Raw genomic sequence first — 15,953 nt, 5'->3', positions numbered from 1 at the left:
GCATTGCGGTTGTCAGACGTCAGCCGGGTGATGGCGTGTGCAGCAATGCCACGCACGCGCGCTCCGGCAGGCGATGCGTGATGAGCGCGGCGGCGGCGCCCTCGCGCGATTCGTGCAGCAGATCGGCTGGGCTGCCCGCCAGCACCGTGGGCACCGCCACGGTCTGATCGGCCAGATTGAGCATCAGCGTGAGCACGCTGCCATCGCCCATGCGCCAGCGGGCAATGGCCCCGGCGTGGCCCAGCGCCACCGCATCGAGCGCGCGCGCATGGGGCAGGCGCGGGATGATCTCTGCGTGACGCAGTGCCAGCAGGCGGTGCATGCGGTTCAGTGTGTTGAGCTGTGCGGGTTCGGCCAGGTTCGCCTCGCCGGGGCAGGAGGCGAGGTAGGTCAGCTCGTCGTTGGGATCGGGAATGCGCTCGCGCTGGTGCGGATCGGCAAACGCCTCGAACTTGGCAAACTCCCTGCGGCGGCCCTCCCGCACGGCTTCGGCCAGCATGCCGTGGTGGCTGGTGAAGTATTGGAACGGGCATGTGCTGCCCCATTCCTCGCCCATGAACAGCATCGGAATCTGCGGGCTCAGCAGCAACAGCACCTGTGCGGCGTGCAACGCATCGGGGTGGGCGAGCTGCGTCAGGCGTTCACCAAAGGCGCGGTTACCGATCTGGTCGTGGTTCTGCAGGAACAGCACGAACGCGGTCGGCGGCAGGTGCGCGCTCGGTTCACCGCGCGGCGCGTTGTCATGGATGGGTGACGGCTCACCCTGGTAGCAGAAGCCGTCTTGCAGCACGCGCGCCAGGCGCTGCGCGGGCGCATCGGCATAGGCTGCGTAATAGGCTTCGCGCTCGCCGGTGAGAAGCACATGCAGCACGTTGTGGCCGTCGTCGTTCCACTGCGCATCGAAGTCGCCATGGGTGTTGCCATCGCGCAGCAGCGATGCGGCGTTGTGCTCGTTCTCCAGCACCAGATGCACATGCCGGCCAGGCTCGGCCGACAGTCGCACGCGGGCGGCGAGTTCGCCCAGCCAGTCGCGCTCGGTGATGGCGTGCACGGCGTCGAGCCGCAGGCCGTCAAAGCGATATTCCATTAGCCACATCAACGCGTTCTGGATGAAGAACTCGCGCACCTGCGGCTTGCGGAAATCGACGGCGGCGCCCCAGGGCGTATGCACATCGTCGCGGAAGAAGCTGCGCGCGTAGTGGTGCAGGTAGTTTCCATCCGGCCCGAAGTGGTTGTAGACCACATCGAGAAACACCATCATGCCGAGCCCGTGCGCGGTGTCGATCAATGCCTTGAGGTCGTCCGGCGTGCCGTAGCTGGCGTCGGGCGCAAAGGGCAGCACGCCGTCATAGCCCCAGTTGCGCGCGCCCGGAAATTCCGCCACCGGCATCAACTCGATGGCCGTGATGCCCAGCCGCGCCAGTTCCGGCAGCCGCCCCCGCACACCCTTGAAACCGCCCAGCGCGCCGACGTGCAGTTCGTACAGCACCGTCTCGTGCCAGGGCCGCCCTTGCCAGTCGGCGTGCTGCCAGCGGTAACGCTGCGGATCAACGACAAGGCTTGGGCCAGGTATGTCCTGCCACTGTGCGCGTGCGGCGGGGTCGGGCACTGACAGCGTCACGCCGTCTCGATTGGTGAGGCGGTACCGGTAGCATGTTCCGGCACCCACGGGTGCCACGGCTGCATACCAGCCGTCGGGTTCCGGGTCCATGCGGATGGCCTCGTCGCCGCGCACGTCGTCGAAGTCGATCCAGGCCGCGGTCGCGTCGGGCGCCCACAACCGGAAGCGGGTGTTGCCGTCAGCCAGGACGGTGGCGCCGAACGGCATGTCGTGCGCAAACCGGGGGGCGGGTGCGGTCATCGCGTGGCGTCTCCATTGGCATCGCTGGCTGCTTGGCCGGCGGTTGGGGCGGTGCGCTCGTCGTCAGACGCCGGTTGTTCTGGGGTGGCGTTCTGCAGTGCGTTCTGCGCTGCGTTGTGCGCGTCGGGAACGTGCCCGAGGGTTTCGCCGCTGGCGTCTGCATCGGGCTGCCCGGCAATCTGGGCGATCGTGGCCAGCTGCGTGGCGAGCAGCAGCACAACGCTGCGCCCTGCCACGTTGAGGGTACCGCCGCTGTGTGGTCGAGCGTCTTGCTCGGGCGCTGCGCTGTCGATGGCGAGTAGCCAGTCCATGGCCGGCTCGGGCAGCGTGAACGTCAGGTCTGTCGCCGCACCGTTGATGAGCAACAACGCCACGTGCGGGCGCGCCTCTGCGTCGATGGTCTCGACGCAGGCGCGGCGCAGCGCCAACGCCCGCGCCTCGCTGTCGTTCCACGCGTCGGGTGAGAGCGTCTGGCCGCGCTCGTCAAACCAGGCGATGTCCGGCACGCCCGGCAGGATCTCGGTATTGCCGTGCACGTAATGCGGCCAGCGCAGCGCCGGGCTTGCCTTGCGCAGCGCGATCAGCCGCGCCGTATAGCGGGCGAGCGCCTGCCCGGGGTCTTTCTGCAGCAGCGACCAATCGAGCCATGAAAGGGCGTTGTCCTGGCAATAGGCGTTGTTGTTGCCGTCTTGCGTGCGGCCGAATTCATCGCCTGCCAACAGCATCGGCGTGCCGTTGGAGAAGAACACCGTGGCCAGCAGTGCGCGCGTCACGCGTTCTCGCAGGGCTTGGATGGCAGGGTCCTGGGTGGGGCCTTCGGTGCCCCAGTTGGCGCTGCAGTTGTCATTGTGGCCGTCGCGGTTGTCTTCGCCATTGGCATCGTTGTGCTTGTCGGCGTAGCTCACGAGGTCGTGCAACGTGAAGCCGTCGTGCGAGGCCACGTAATTGATCGACGCCCACGGCCGGCGATGGCGGCAGTCGAACATGTCGCCACTGCCGGTCAGGCGCGCGGCGAGGTCCGGGCGCTGGCCCGAATCGCCACGCCAGAAGCGGCGGATGCCATCGCGAAAGCGGTCGTTCCACTCGGCAAAGCCAGGCGGGTGGTTGCCGACCTGGTAGCCGTCAGGGCCGACGTCCCAAGGTTCGGAGATCAGCTTGACGGTGGAGAGCACCGGGTCCTGGCGTATGGCATCGAAGAAGCCCGAGCCCGGATCGAAGCCGTTGCCCTCGCGCCCGAGCGTGACGCCCAGGTCAAAGCGGAAGCCATCCACATGGAATGCGTTGACCCAGTAGCGCAGCGAATCCATCACCATCTGCAGCACGCGCGGATGCGACAGGTTCAGCGTGTTACCGCAGCCCGTGTCGTTGATGTAGTAGCGTTCCTGGCCCGGCACGAGGCGGTAGTAGCTCGCGTTGTCCAGCCCCCGGAACGAAAGCGTCGGCCCCAACTCGCTGCCCTCGCACGTGTGGTTGTAGACGACGTCGAGCAACACCTCGATGCCGGCTGCATGCAGCCGCCGGATCGCCACCTTCAGCTCATGCAGCGAAGGCGCCGACAGGTACGACGGCTCTGGCGCAAAGAAGCACAGCGTGTTGTAGCCCCAGTAGTTGCGCAGGCCGCGCTCCACCAGAAACTGGTCCTGCAGGAAGGCGTGAATGGGCAACAGTTCGATGGCGGTGATGCCCAGCCGCTGCAGGCGCTCGATAAAGACGCTGTCGCCCAGCGCGCTGAAGGTGCCGCGCTCGGGCGGCAGCAGGTCTTCGCGCAGCATCGACATCCCGCGCACATGTCCTTCATAGATGACCGTGCGCGACCATGGTGTGTTCGGGCGGATATCGTTGCCCCAGTTGAACGACTCATCGGTGACCACGGCCTTGGGCATGGCCGGTGCACTGTCGCGCCGGTCGAATGAAAGGTCACCACGGTTGGAGTTCAGCCGATAGCCGAACAGCGCATCGGACCAGCGCAGCGCGCCTACCAGCCGGCGGGCGTAGGGGTCGAGCAGCAGCTTGTGGGGGTTGAAGCGATGGCCGTGCTGCGGCTCCCACGGGCCGTAGGCGCGGTAACCGTAGACGAGGCCGGCTTCCACCCCGGGCAGGTAGCCGTGCCAGACCTCATCGGTGCATTCGGGCAGGGCGAAGCGGGTCAGTTCCTTGCGGCCAGCGGGGTCGAAGATGCAGAGCTCGATCTTGCTGGCGTTGGCGGAGAAGACGGCGAAGTTGATGCCCAGGCCGTCCCATTGGGCGCCTAGGGGGAAGGGTTTGCCGGGGGAGAGGGTTTTGGGGAAGCGGAGCATTAGAGGTTGTTTCGTTGTGCGTCTTTTTGGCTTGGTGGTGCATCCCTGTTTCATCCCCTGCCGGGCCCGACTCACTTTTCTTTGTCTTGCCAAAGAAAAGTAAGCAAAAGAAAGGCGCGCCCGAGATGGCGACCCATCCCTTGAATTTTCGTAATCGGGCGGAGACGGGGAAAACTCGCTTCGCTCAGACAGTTCCCCGTCTTGTTTCCGCCCGCTTACAAAAATTCAAGGCGCCATCAAGGGCAGGAACGTCAACGGCCGAACCGTTGGTATGCGTGCCCGAGTGGCACTTGCTTGTTGCTGTGTTGCTCGCTTTGCTTCGCGTTGTGCTGCTGGTGCCTACTGCACTTGTGGTCGATGGTTTGGCCCTTGGAGCCCTAGATGGCGCCTGGAATTTCTGTTGCAGAGAGGAAAGAGGAAGGGAAACTGTCTGAGCGAAGCGAGTTTTTCCCTTCCCCTCTCCGCGACATAAGTTCAAGGAGTCTTTCGCCATCTCGGGCGCGCCTTTCTTTGCTTACTTTCTTTGGCAAGACAAAGAAAGTAAGTCAGCCCAGGCAGGGGATGAAAGGAAGGCAAGCCACCAACGCCAAAACAAAACTCAAACCTTCAAAACCACAACCCCCAACGGCGGCAGCCTTAACACCAACGACTGCCCCTGCCCATGCGCCGCCACGTGGTCCACATCCACCGCCCCACCGTTCCCGAAATCGCTGCCGCCATACACGGCAGCATCCGTGTTCAGCACCTCCCGCCACTGCGTGGCCCCGTCCGCCGGCGGCACGCCAATGCGATACCCCTCCCGCGGCACCGGCGTCATATTCGCCACCACGAGCATCGGCCGCCCTTCGCCGTCGAGCCGCAGGAACGCAAACACGCTGTTGGTGCGGTCATCGCCAATCACCCAGTTGAACCCTTCGGGCGCGGTGTCTCGCGCATGCAATGACGGTTCGTTCCGGTACAGCGCATTGAGGTCATGCACCAGCCGCTGCACGCCACGGTGCCGCGGGTCATCCAGCAGATGCCACTCGGGTGATGCGTCGTGATTCCATTCGCCCACTTGCCCAAACTCGCAGCCCATGAACAGCAGCTTCTTGCCCGGATGCGTCCACATGAACGCGAGGTAGGCACGCAGGTTCGCCAGCCGTTGCCACTCATCGCCGGGCATCTTGCCCAGCAGCGAGCCCTTGCCGTGAACCACCTCGTCGTGCGAGATCGGCAGGATGAAGTGTTCGGAGAACGCGTACACCAGCCCGAACGTCATGCCGTCGTGATGGTGCTGCCGGTACACGGGGTCGCGCTGCATGTAGTGCAGCGTGTCGTGCATCCAACCCATGTTCCACTTGTAGTCGAAGCCCAGGCCGTTGAATTCCACGGGCGCGGTCACACCCGGCCAGGCGGTCGACTCTTCGGCGATGGTGATGGCGCCGGGGCAGCGTTCGTGCACGACCGTGTTCATCTGCTGCAGGAACGCCATGGCCTCAAGGTTTTCGCGGCCGCCGTAGCGGTTGGGGACCCATTCGCCGGCGCGGCGTGAGTAGTCGCGATACAGCATCGACGCCACGGCATCCACGCGCAGGCCGTCAATGTGGAACCGCTCCAGCCATTCCAGCCCGCTCGCGATGAGGAATCCGCGCACTTCGTTGCGGCCGAAGTTGTAGATGAGCGTGTTCCAGTCCTGATGGAAGCCTTCGCGCGGGTCCTGGTGTTCATACAGCGCGGTGCCGTCAAACTGCGCCAGCCCGTGCGCGTCGGTCGGGAAGTGCGCGGGCACCCAGTCGACGATGACGCCCAGGCCTGCCTGATGACAGCGATCAACAAAGCGCGCAAACGCCTCGGGCGGGCCAAAGCGTGCGGACGGCGCGAACAGCCCGAGTGGTTGATATCCCCAACTGCCGCCGAACGGATGTTCTGCTACGGGTAGCAGTTCAATGTGCGTGAAGCCGAGCGCCGTGACGTAGGGAATCAGCCTGTCAGCCAGCTCATCCCATTGCAGGTTGCGGCAGCCGTCTTCCAGATCGCGCAGCCAGGAGCCGGCATGCACTTCATAGATGCTGATGGGCGCGTCGGGCTTCTGGCGTTCGGCGCGCGTTTGCATCCACGCGTCGTCGTTCCAGCGCAGCGGCGCCGGGTCGGCCACGACGGAGGCGGTGGCGGGCGGCGGTTCGGTCTGGCGGGCGGCGGGGTCGGCCTTGACCATCAGCCGGCCGTCGGCGCCGATCAGTTCGAACTTGTAGCGCGCGCCGGGGCCAACGCCCAAGCCGCTCGGCAAAAACAGTTCCCACACGCCGGCCTGATGGCGCAGGCGCATGGGGTGGCGACGGCCGTCCCACTGGTTGAACTCGCCCACCACCGACACGCGCTGCGCGTTCGGCGCCCACACCGCAAAGCGCACGCCGCTGATGCCGTCGATGCGCATCGCCTGCGCGCCCAGGCAGCTTGCCAGCGCCCAATGCGTGCCCTCGTTGAGCAGATGCATGTCGAGGTCACCCAGCAGCAGACCGAAGGCGTACGGGTCTTCGGTTTCCTGCACGGCTTCATGGCCGGTGCCCGCAGGCCAGATGACGCGCAGGCGATACAGCTCCGGGTGGCCATACACATCCTGTGCATCGGCGCGCAGGGGTCCGTGGAACAGTCCCGTCCGGCCCACCGGCGTCATCTCCGTGATGATCTGGCCGCGCGAGTCGATGGCCTGCACGCGGCGCGCGCCCGGGTAGAAAGCGCGCACGACCCAGCGCGGGCCGTCCTCGGTGTCCATGCGATGGGGCCCCAGCACGGCAAACGGATCGCCCAGGCGGCCATGCGTCAGCGCATCCACGCGCATCTGGTCGACGCCCGTCGGCAGCACGATCGGCGCCTCGGGTTCGGTGGCGGTTTTGGTTGGGGTGGCAAAGTCGAGCGCGGTCACGGTGGGCCTCCGGTCGAGTCTTCCGCTGCGGGTGGTGGTGGCTCTGCATGCAGCAGGCGGCGTGCCACGCGCGTGAAGCCTTCCAGCGGAATCGGCAGCCAGATCGGGCGGTTGGATGCTTCGTAGTTGACCTCGTACGCGGCCTTTTCCAGCAGGAAAAGATCAAGCAAGTGAAAGTCGACCACGGGCTGATCCAGCGCGTTCAGGTCTGGCCCGCGAATGGCGGCGGCATACGCCTCCAGGAACCGTTCGGTGGACGCAGCGCGGAACCGCTCCAGCAGGACGTTGCGGCGCTCCTGCGCGGGCCCGGCCACATGATCGGGGCCCTGACGCATGGCGCCCACCACGTAGTCGAGCGAGCGCATCAGCCCCGCCACGTCGCGCAGGGGGCTGGTCTTGCGCCGGCGTTCTTCCACAGGGCGCGAGGGCTCGCCTTCAAAGTCGATCAGGAAGGCATCGCCCTGCGCCACCAGCACCTGGCCGAGGTGAAAATCGCCATGGATGCGCGAGAGCGTTGCGCCCAGGCCGTCTTCGGCATGCGCGCGGGCGGCGTCGAGCAGCGCCTGGTGTTGCGACAGCAGCCATTGCACGTCGGGTTGCCGTGCGCTGTCGGGATTTTGCCGTTGCCATGCCGTCAGGTTGTCATGCGCGCGGGTCAGCTGCTCGCTCACGCGGGCGATCCAGTAGGCGGCATCGTCGGCATCTGCAATGCGCGCGCCGAAGTTCGGGTCTTCGGTGGGCGCCGCCAACGCCGCATGCAATTCGCCCAGCCGCGTGCCAATCACCCCGATGAAGTTGACGTAGCCAGCCAACGCCTCGTCGGTATCCACGCGCGCCTCCGACACGGCAACCGGAGACGACTCACCATCGCCGGAGGTCACGCCCTCCATCTGCACGGCCAGTTCGTCGATGGTGCGACGCAGATAGTCCAGCGCCCATGTCCACGCATCGCCCTGGTTGGGAACGAAGCTCTGCATGACGGCCAGCGTCGAGCGTTCGCCGTCGGCAGCGTGGTGAGAGACTTCGCCGATGAGCGCCGCCGTGTTGGCATAGCCCACGCGCGTGAGGTGTCGCGTCATCTCCACCTCGGGGTGGATGCCCGTTGCGATACGGCGGATGAGCTTGACGATAACGGACTCGCCAATCACCAGCGAGCTGTTCGATTGCTCGGCCGCCAGCCACTGGATGGGCGTGTCGGGTGCCAGCGGCAGCGGCGCAGGCCGTGTGCTGCCGGCTTCAGGCGCCCCGGCAGGTTCGGCCAGCTCTGCGATGTTCGGTTCAGGCTCGAAATGCACGGTGCCGTCATTGGCTTCCAGCGTGGTGCCGCGCACGAGGTTGGTGAGCAGTGCGCGGGCGAAGGTCTCGGTGGTGAAGGCGTCAGTCAGGTAGCCGACATGGCGGCCGCGCCGCACACGCGCCAGGGCAAGCTGAATCGGCAGGGCCGGCAGCGTGGATGATTCCCATGCGATGGAAAGCGGAAGCAGGTAGCGCTCGACGCGCTCGGTGCCGTCGGGGCTGCCCAGCGTGACGGCCACTTCGTTGAGGAACACCTCGGGCCGCGTCGCCCCGGCCAGCGGGCGGTTGGTGGATGCGGCATCCACCGGCACGGGGGCGCCCCAGGCAAACTTTGCGCTACGCAGCACACTGTCCTTGGCGGCAAACCAGCGGCGCTTGGGCAGATAGGTTGGCAGGATTTCGCGTTCGATCAGCTGGCGGTGTGCCTCGCGCTGTCGCGTATCGGCCAGGGCATCCAGCCCCGCGCGCAGCACCAGCGTCGTGAACTCGGGCAATTGCTCGGCAGCCGGTTGCGACCAGGTCGGGCCAGGCTCGTTCTCGCGCAGCTCCAGCCAATAGAAGGCGTAGGGCGGCAGCGTGAGCAGATACGACAACTGGCCGATGGGCGGAAACGCCGTCCCGCCAATCAGCTCCACCGGCACCCGCTGCGCAAAGGTGGACAAATCCAGCTCCACAGCCTGCGAGGCGCGGGAGAGGTTCGCCACGCACAGGATCGGCGCCTCGCCTTCCAGCGCACGGATATACGCCAGCACCTTGCGGTTGGACGGCTGCAGAAACTGGATGGAGCCCCGGCCGAACACGCGATGCCGCTTGCGCGTGGCCAGCAGCCGGCGCGTCCAGTTCAACAGCGAATGCGCGTCGCGGCTCTGCGCTTCCACGTTCACCGATTCATAGCCGTACAGCGAGCCCATGATGGCTGGCAGCACGAGCTGTTCGGGGTCGGCGCGCGAGAAGCCGCCGTTGCGGTCGGGTGACCATTGCATCGGCGTGCGCACGCCGTCGCGGTCGCCGAGGTGGATGTTGTCGCCCATGCCGATTTCGTCGCCGTAGTACATGACGGGCGTGCCGGGCATGGAGAACAGCAGGCTGTTCATCAGCTCGACGCGGCGGCGGTCGCGTTCCAGCAGCGGTGCCAGCCGGCGGCGGATGCCCAGGTTCAGGCGCGCGCGGCGGTCGCTTGCATAGACCTCCCAGAGGTAGTCGCGCTCGGCATCGGTCACCATTTCGAGCGTCAATTCGTCGTGATTGCGCAGGAAGATGGCCCATTGGCAGCCGGCGGGCACCTCCGGCGTCTGGCGCATGATGTCGGTGATCGGAAAACGGTCTTCACGCGCGATCGCCATGTACATCCGCGGCATCAGCGGAAAGTGGAACGCCATGTGGCATTCGTCGCCGGCGCCGAAGTATTCCTGCGTGTCTTCCGGCCACTGGTTGGCCTCGGCCAGCAGCAGGCGGTTCTTGAATTCCCCATCCATGGCCGCGCGAATCTTGCGCAGCACTTCGTGTGTCTCGGGCAGGTTCTCGTTCGACGTGCCTTCGCGTTCCACGAGATACGGCACGGCATCGAGCCGCAGACCATCCACGCCCAGATTGAGCCAGAACTTCATCACGCCGATCACTGCCTTGAGCACGCGCGGGTTGTCGAAGTTGAGATCGGGCTGGTGCGAGTAGAAACGGTGCCAGTAATAGGCGTTGGCCACCGGGTCCCACGTCCAGTTGGACGGCTCGGTATCGATGAAGATGATGCGCGTGCCGGCGTACTTCTTGTCGTTGTCGGACCACACGTAGAAGTCGCGCAGCGCAGAGCCCGGCTTGGCGCGCCGCGCACGCTGGAACCACGGGTGCTGATCGGACGTGTGGTTGATGACCAGTTCCGTGATTACGCGCAGGCCCCGCGCATGCGCTTCGGCAATGAAGCGGCGCACGTCGGCCATGTTGCCGTAATCAGGATGCACGCCGCGGTATTCAGCGATGTCGTAGCCGTCGTCGCGGCGCGGTGACGGATAGAACGGGAGCAGCCAGATGACGTCCACCCCCAGCTCGGCAATGTAGTCGAGCTTGGAGATCAACCCGGGGAAGTCCCCGACGCCGTCGTTGTCGGAATCGCAGAACGATTTGACATGCAGCTGATAGATGACGGCGTCCTTGTACCAGAGCGCGTCGTCCACCAGCAGCGCGGTCGGATTGCGCGTCATGACGGTTGTTCCTCCGATGGCAGGGCCGGGCGCACGCGCCAGATGGCAAACGGATGCTCGGGTTCAAGACGGATGTGCTGCCACTTGCCGCGCCACACGGTGCGCTGGCCGTTGACCAGGTTCTCGGCCATCAGCGCGCCGTGGTCGGGCAGGCCCCATTGCCACAGTGGCAGTTCGATATCGGATTCGTGCGCGTGGTGCGGGTCGAGGTTGATCGCCACGAACACCGTGTTGTCTCCAAAGCGATCCGGCGACAGGGCGTTGGCCGGTTCGGCCTGCGAGGTTTCCAGCTGCGCCGGCAGCACGGGCGGCGTCGATTTGCTGAAGAACAGGATCCGGTCGCCCGAGGCGGGCTGGAACGTCACGCCCAGGTGCGAGTGCAGCGCCGGATTGGCCCGGCGGATGCGGTTGAGCAGCGCAATCTCTTTGACGATGTTGCCGGGGCGGTTGTGGTCCCACGCGCGCAGTTGATACTTCTCGGAGTCGAGGTACTCCTCCTTGCCGGGCACCGCAGCGCCTTCGCACAGCTCGAAGCCGTTATAGACGCCCCACAGGCCGGACAGCGTGGCCGCCAGCGCTGCACGAATCAGGAAACCCGGCCGCCCCGACGTCTGCAGGAACACCGGATTGATATCCGGCGTGTTGACGAAGAAGTGCGGGCGGAAATACTCACGCACCGGCGTGCGCGTCAGTTCGGTCAGGTAATCGATGAATTCCTGCTTGGTATGCCGCCATGTGAAATACGTGTACGACTGCGAGAACCCGACCTTCGCCAGCCGATACATCACCTTGGGCCGCGTAAAGGCTTCCGACAGGAACACCGTATCCGGATAGCGCGCACGCACCTCGCCGATCATCCATTCCCAGAACGGCAGCGGTTTGGTGTGTGGATTGTCGACGCGGAACAGGCGCACGCCCTCGTCGGCCCAGAACATCACCACATCGCGCAGTGCGGTCCACAGGCCGGGCTTGGCGTCGTTGGCGTAGAAATCGACGTTGACGATGTCTTCGTATTTCTTGGGCGGGTTCTCGGCGTATTTGATGCTGCCGTCAGGGCGCCATGCAAACCAGCCGGGGTGCTCGCGCAGCCAAGGGTGATCGGGCGAGCATTGAATGGCAAAGTCCAGCGCCAGTTCCAGCCCCTTCTCGCGCGCGGCGCGCATCAGGCGGCGGAAGTCTTCCAGCGTGCCCAGCTGCGGGTGGATGGCGTCGTGTCCGCCTTCTGCCGCGCCGATCGCATACGGGCTGCCGGGGTCGTCGGGCTCCGCGCGCAGGCTGTTGTTGCGGCCCTTGCGGTTGGTGCGGCCGATGGGATGGATGGGCGGGAAGTACAGCACGTCGAAGCCCATGCCGCGAATGGCGCCCAGGCGGCGGATCACATCGTCGAACGTGCCATGCCGCTGTTCATCGTCCGATGCCGAGCGGGGGAACAGTTCGTACCAGCTGGCGAATGCCGCGCCAGCGCGTTCCACGTCGAGCGGGTACGCCACGCTTTCGACATAGAACGGCCGGTAGTGCGAGGCCTGCGCCATCACGTGCTCGGTCACCGGGTCGAGCAATAGCTTGAGCCGGTGCGCCTGGTCTGCCTCCGCCAACAGGCGGGCCAGCTTGTGCAGCGCGTCGACCGGTGCGTCGTTGGGCGCATGCTCGGCCGCCAGTGCGACGAGCCGCGCGCCTTCTTCCAGCTCCAGCGTCACCTCCACGCCGGCGGTGTGCTTCTTCTCCAGTTCGGACCGGTAGGTGCCGAACGCGTCGCGCCAAGCGGCCACGGCGTACACGTGCCGCCCCAGCCGCTCGGGCCGGAACGCGCCACGCCAGCGGTCGTTGCCCAGCGGCATCATCGGTACGTGCTGCCACGTGTCTTCATCTTGCGCGCGCCACAGCAGGTGCACGGCCAACTTGTCGTGCCCGTCCATCAGCACATCGGCCTCGACGATGATGTCATCGCCCACCAGGCGCTTCACGGCAAAGCGTCCGTCTTCAACGGAGGGCTGCACCTGTTCGATGCCGATGCGCGGCGAGGCAATGGCAGCGTTGACAGGTTCCTTCGCTTCGCCGGCCTTGGTGCGCAGGCTCTTGGCCGGTTTGACCGCTGCGGGAGTGCGCACCGGAGCATTGCGGAACACGCGCCAGACCTGCACGTCGCCGGGCAGCAAATCGATCTCGGCCAAGGGCCGTGCCCGGGCGCGCAGCGTGTCGTCGCAACTGCCGACGGGCTCCGTCAACAGATCGAGCGCTACGCCGCGCGTAAAGCCGCCGGCCACGCCGGGCAGAAAGTGGTCGGCATGCACCGACACACCCATGTACAGGTCGGGGTTGATGACCGTCAGCGTGGCGGCATCGCCTGCGCGCAGGTCCGGGCCATCGGCGCGCAAGAGGGCGGTGGCGGGTGCGTCTGGGCCGGTCAGCATGCGCAGTTCGGCATGTGGTGCGACGGTGTTCGTCTCGCGTGCGGCGCGGATGGTCGCATTCACATCGCGCACCGCGTCGCTCAGGTCAAACGCGGCGTGCGCGTCAATCCATTGCTGGTCGGATGGGTCACCGCGCTCGGCCAGCATCGGCAGCAGTGCGCCGCGTTCGAAGCCCAGCGGCATCAGCCAGCCGGCATCGAGCGTGTCGGCCACGTGCAGGAGACGGCGGTAGGCGCGTTCGCGGATCATCGCGTCGCCAAATGCCTGGCCGTAGCGCGTGCCGAACGGTGCTTCCACTGCGGCGATGGGCGGGGCCACGGCAGCCAGGCGGGCGTGCTCTTCCACCATCCAACCGGCGCGGAAATCCCACCAGCGCAGCGACGAGAACGTTGCGTCAAAGCCGGCACCTGCCAGCGCATCGACCGCTGCGCCATCCATGCCGGGCGTCCACGCCAGGAAGCGTATGACGCCAACGTCTTTGCGCACGTCGGCAATCAATGTGCGCCAGCGTGCCGCTGGCAGGCGTGCAGGCGCTTCGCAGCGGAACCCGCCGATGCCCAATGCGGCCCACGCACGCAACTGCTGCGTCCACCACATCAGGATGGCGTCGGCGCTGCGCGGGTCGTCGTGTCGGAAGCAGGCGACCTCGAGGTGCGACGGCGGCAGGCGTGGGTCGAGCGCGTCGCCGTCTTCGGCCTGGCTGGCGAACCAGTCGGGGTGGTCGGCACGCAGGGGCGCGTCAATGGCCACGCGGTCGATCACCAGATCGAGCTGCAACGTAAGCCCGCGCGCGCGGCAGCCTTCGGCCAGGGTGGCGAGGGCGGCGTCGGCCGGCCCACCGCCCAATGCGGCATGCAGTTGCGCATGGTCTCGCGTGACGAAGACGTTGCCGGCCGCACCCACCGCAAACGGCGGGGCCATCAACACATGATCAAAGCCCAATGAAGCAATGCGATCGAGCTCGCCGTCCCAGCGGTCGAGCCTGCCGAGTTGCAGCGGATGCACGTAGCAGATGGCCGGGGCATACGGGGGCTGCGTCGCAGCTGGCGGGCGTTCGCTCGGCATCGCTGTCGGTTTGGTTGCCGATTTGGCTTTGCTGCCGGGTGGCTTGGCCGCCTTCAATGCGGCCGTGGTTTTCCGTGAAGTGGCGGGTTTGGGCGACTTGGTCTCGGGCATGCGTGAAAGCGGGGCAGGGCGTCAGGCGCGGTCAGGCACGGATCTTTTCGGCACTGGCGGCGCGCGCCACCGCGTGCGCTCGGATCTCGTCGGACAGCGCCGTCGAGCGTCGCCGCGCCGGCGTACGCACAGGTTGTTCGGGGCGGGGCGTGTGCACAGCGTCCGGTGCGACGGGCGCTTGCACCAGCGCCACAGCGGGCATGGGCGTAGCGGCCGGCACCAGGGTGCGATACAGCGCGATGTATTCGCGGGCAGGCTGCGACCAGCCGAAGTCGGTCGTCATGCCGTTGTATTGCAGGATGCGCCACGCCTGCGGCTGGGCAAAGACGTGCAACGCACGCTCCACTGCGGCGACCATGGCGTCGGCGGTGTCGCCGTCGAACAGGAAACCCGTGGCGCCGTGCACTGCTGCTTCGGGCGAGCCGTGGTCGGTGATGGTGTCCATCAGGCCGCCCACGCGTGAGGCGATCGGCACAGTGCCGTAGCGCATCGAGTAGAGCGGCGTCAGGCCGCACGGCTCGAAGCGGCTGCCGTGCAGGAGGATGTCGGCGCCGGCGTGCAGCAGGTGGGCAAAAGCCTCGGTGTAGCCGATTTTTGCGGCCACCTGGCGCGGATAGCGCGCCGCCAGGTCCGCCATGCCGGTCTCGTAGGCGTGCTCTCCGCAGCCGAGCACCGCCACCTGCAATTGCGGGTTGGATTCCAGTAATTGCGGCAGCGCCTGCAACGTCACGTCGGCCATCTTCTGATGCGTCAGGCGGCTGCCGACGGCCAGCAGCGGCGCTTTGGCGTCTTCCGGCAGGCCAAAGCGCTGCTGCAGCACGCGCTTGGCGGTGTGCTTGCCGCTCAGGTTGGAAGCAACAAACGGCTGCGGCAGCAGCGGGTCTTTCGACGGGTTCCACACATCGTTGTCGATGCCGTTGAGGATGGCGATGAGGTCTCGCTGGCGCGCGCGCAGGAGGTCCTGCATGCCGCAACCCGCCGTGTCGGTCAGGATTTCGCGCGCATACGCGTGGCTCACGGTGGTGATGCGATCGGCCCAAAGCAGGCCGGCCTTCAGGAAGCTGAACTGGCCCCAGAACTCGGCTTCATGCGCGGCATCGGGCGGCACGCCAATGTCCGGCACCACGTGCATCGGGAAATTGCCCTGGAACGCGAGGTTATGGATCGTGAAGACGGTCTTCACCGGCGCCTGCGCGCGCTTGACGAACAGCGGCACCAGCCCCGCGTGCCAGTCATGCGCCTGCACGATGTCAGAGCGATGCACCCCGGCTACGCCGCCGGCAACGCGCGCAGCGGCCTGGCTGAACGACGCAAAGCGCAGCGCATTGTCTTCATAGGGCTCGCCATGTGCATCCAGATATGGGTTGCCCGGCCGCGCGAACAGTGCCGGCGCGTCGAACAGCAGTACCGGGATGCCTTGCGCGCCCATGTGCCCGCTCAACAGGCGTGCGGGGCCACCGGGCAGGTCGGTCCACTCGCACACCGTGCGGGTGTGCTGCAACTGCGTGATGGCGTCGGGATAGCCCGGCAGCATCACCGTCACTTTCATGCCGGCGCGGCGCAGTGCGTTCGCGCAGGCCCCGACCATATCTCCAAGCCCGCCGGTCTTGGCCAGCGGCACAGCTTCAGAAGCGACGAAGAGAACGTTCAGCGACAAGGTCATGCTCCCGAGGGAATTCGCCTGCCGGGCCGTCTGCCAACTGCAGGGACAGTGGAGGGCGCCGATGCGCGGCGGAGGTTTGCGATCGACCTCATCGCGCAAGACCTATGCCAGTCAGACAGACGCTGACAAGGCTGTAGTCTTAGCCCGCG

Annotated in this window: 6 protein-coding genes; all 6 read right to left on the bottom strand. The window is 66.3% G+C overall.

Annotation, left to right across the window (positions count from 1 at the left end; all coding sequences use genetic code 11):
• Window positions 1–19: 19 nt before the first annotated feature.
• The 6 genes from treZ to glgA all read right to left on the bottom strand — a co-directional run bounded on the left by treZ (window position 20) and on the right by glgA (window position 15,804).
• On the bottom strand, window positions 20–1,861 hold the full coding sequence (gene treZ / locus CFE42_RS10810; RefSeq protein WP_004628005.1) for a malto-oligosyltrehalose trehalohydrolase: 1,842 nt from the start codon (window positions 1,859–1,861) through the stop codon (window positions 20–22).
• On the bottom strand, window positions 1,858–4,158 hold the full coding sequence (glgX, locus tag CFE42_RS10805; RefSeq protein ID WP_004628003.1) for a glycogen debranching protein GlgX: 2,301 nt from the start codon (window positions 4,156–4,158) through the stop codon (window positions 1,858–1,860). The genes treZ and glgX overlap by 4 nt, the downstream gene beginning before the upstream one ends.
• Before the next feature lie 598 nt (window positions 4,159–4,756).
• Window positions 4,757–7,063 (bottom strand): 1,4-alpha-glucan branching protein GlgB, encoded by a 2,307-nt coding sequence (glgB, locus tag CFE42_RS10800; RefSeq protein WP_004628001.1) that lies wholly within the window; start codon window positions 7,061–7,063, stop codon window positions 4,757–4,759.
• The gene (gene treS / locus CFE42_RS10795) at window positions 7,060–10,554 is read right to left on the bottom strand and encodes a maltose alpha-D-glucosyltransferase (protein ID WP_004628000.1); all 3,495 of its coding nucleotides are present in this window, start codon (window positions 10,552–10,554) and stop codon (window positions 7,060–7,062) included. The genes glgB and treS overlap by 4 nt, the downstream gene beginning before the upstream one ends.
• On the bottom strand, window positions 10,551–14,141 hold the full coding sequence (locus tag CFE42_RS10790; protein WP_004627992.1) for a maltotransferase domain-containing protein: 3,591 nt from the start codon (window positions 14,139–14,141) through the stop codon (window positions 10,551–10,553). Before CFE42_RS10790 ends, treS begins: the two co-directional genes overlap by 4 nt.
• Before the next feature lie 31 nt (window positions 14,142–14,172).
• A complete protein-coding gene (gene glgA / locus CFE42_RS10785; RefSeq protein WP_004627988.1) occupies window positions 14,173–15,804 on the bottom strand; it encodes a glycogen synthase GlgA in 1,632 nt (543 codons plus the stop codon).
• Window positions 15,805–15,953 lie beyond the last annotated feature (149 nt).

It is taken from the genome of Ralstonia sp. PBBBR1 (genome assembly GCF_002256165.1).
Lineage (GTDB): Bacteria > Pseudomonadota > Gammaproteobacteria > Burkholderiales > Burkholderiaceae > Ralstonia > Ralstonia thomasii.
The sequence above is the reverse complement of the archived record's forward strand: the minus strand, read 5'-3'. Positions and strand labels throughout refer to the sequence as shown.

Coding starts and splice junctions, on each gene's coding strand:
- treZ (WP_004628005.1), bottom strand. CDS start 1,861: ATGACCGCACCCGCCCCCCGGTTTGCGCACGACATGCCGTTCGGCGCC.
- glgX (WP_004628003.1), bottom strand. CDS start 4,158: ATGCTCCGCTTCCCCAAAACCCTCTCCCCCGGCAAACCCTTCCCCCTA.
- treS (WP_004628000.1), bottom strand. CDS start 10,554: ATGACGCGCAATCCGACCGCGCTGCTGGTGGACGACGCGCTCTGGTAC.
- CFE42_RS10790 (WP_004627992.1), bottom strand. CDS start 14,141: ATGCCCGAGACCAAGTCGCCCAAACCCGCCACTTCACGGAAAACCACG.
- glgA (WP_004627988.1), bottom strand. CDS start 15,804: ATGACCTTGTCGCTGAACGTTCTCTTCGTCGCTTCTGAAGCTGTGCCG.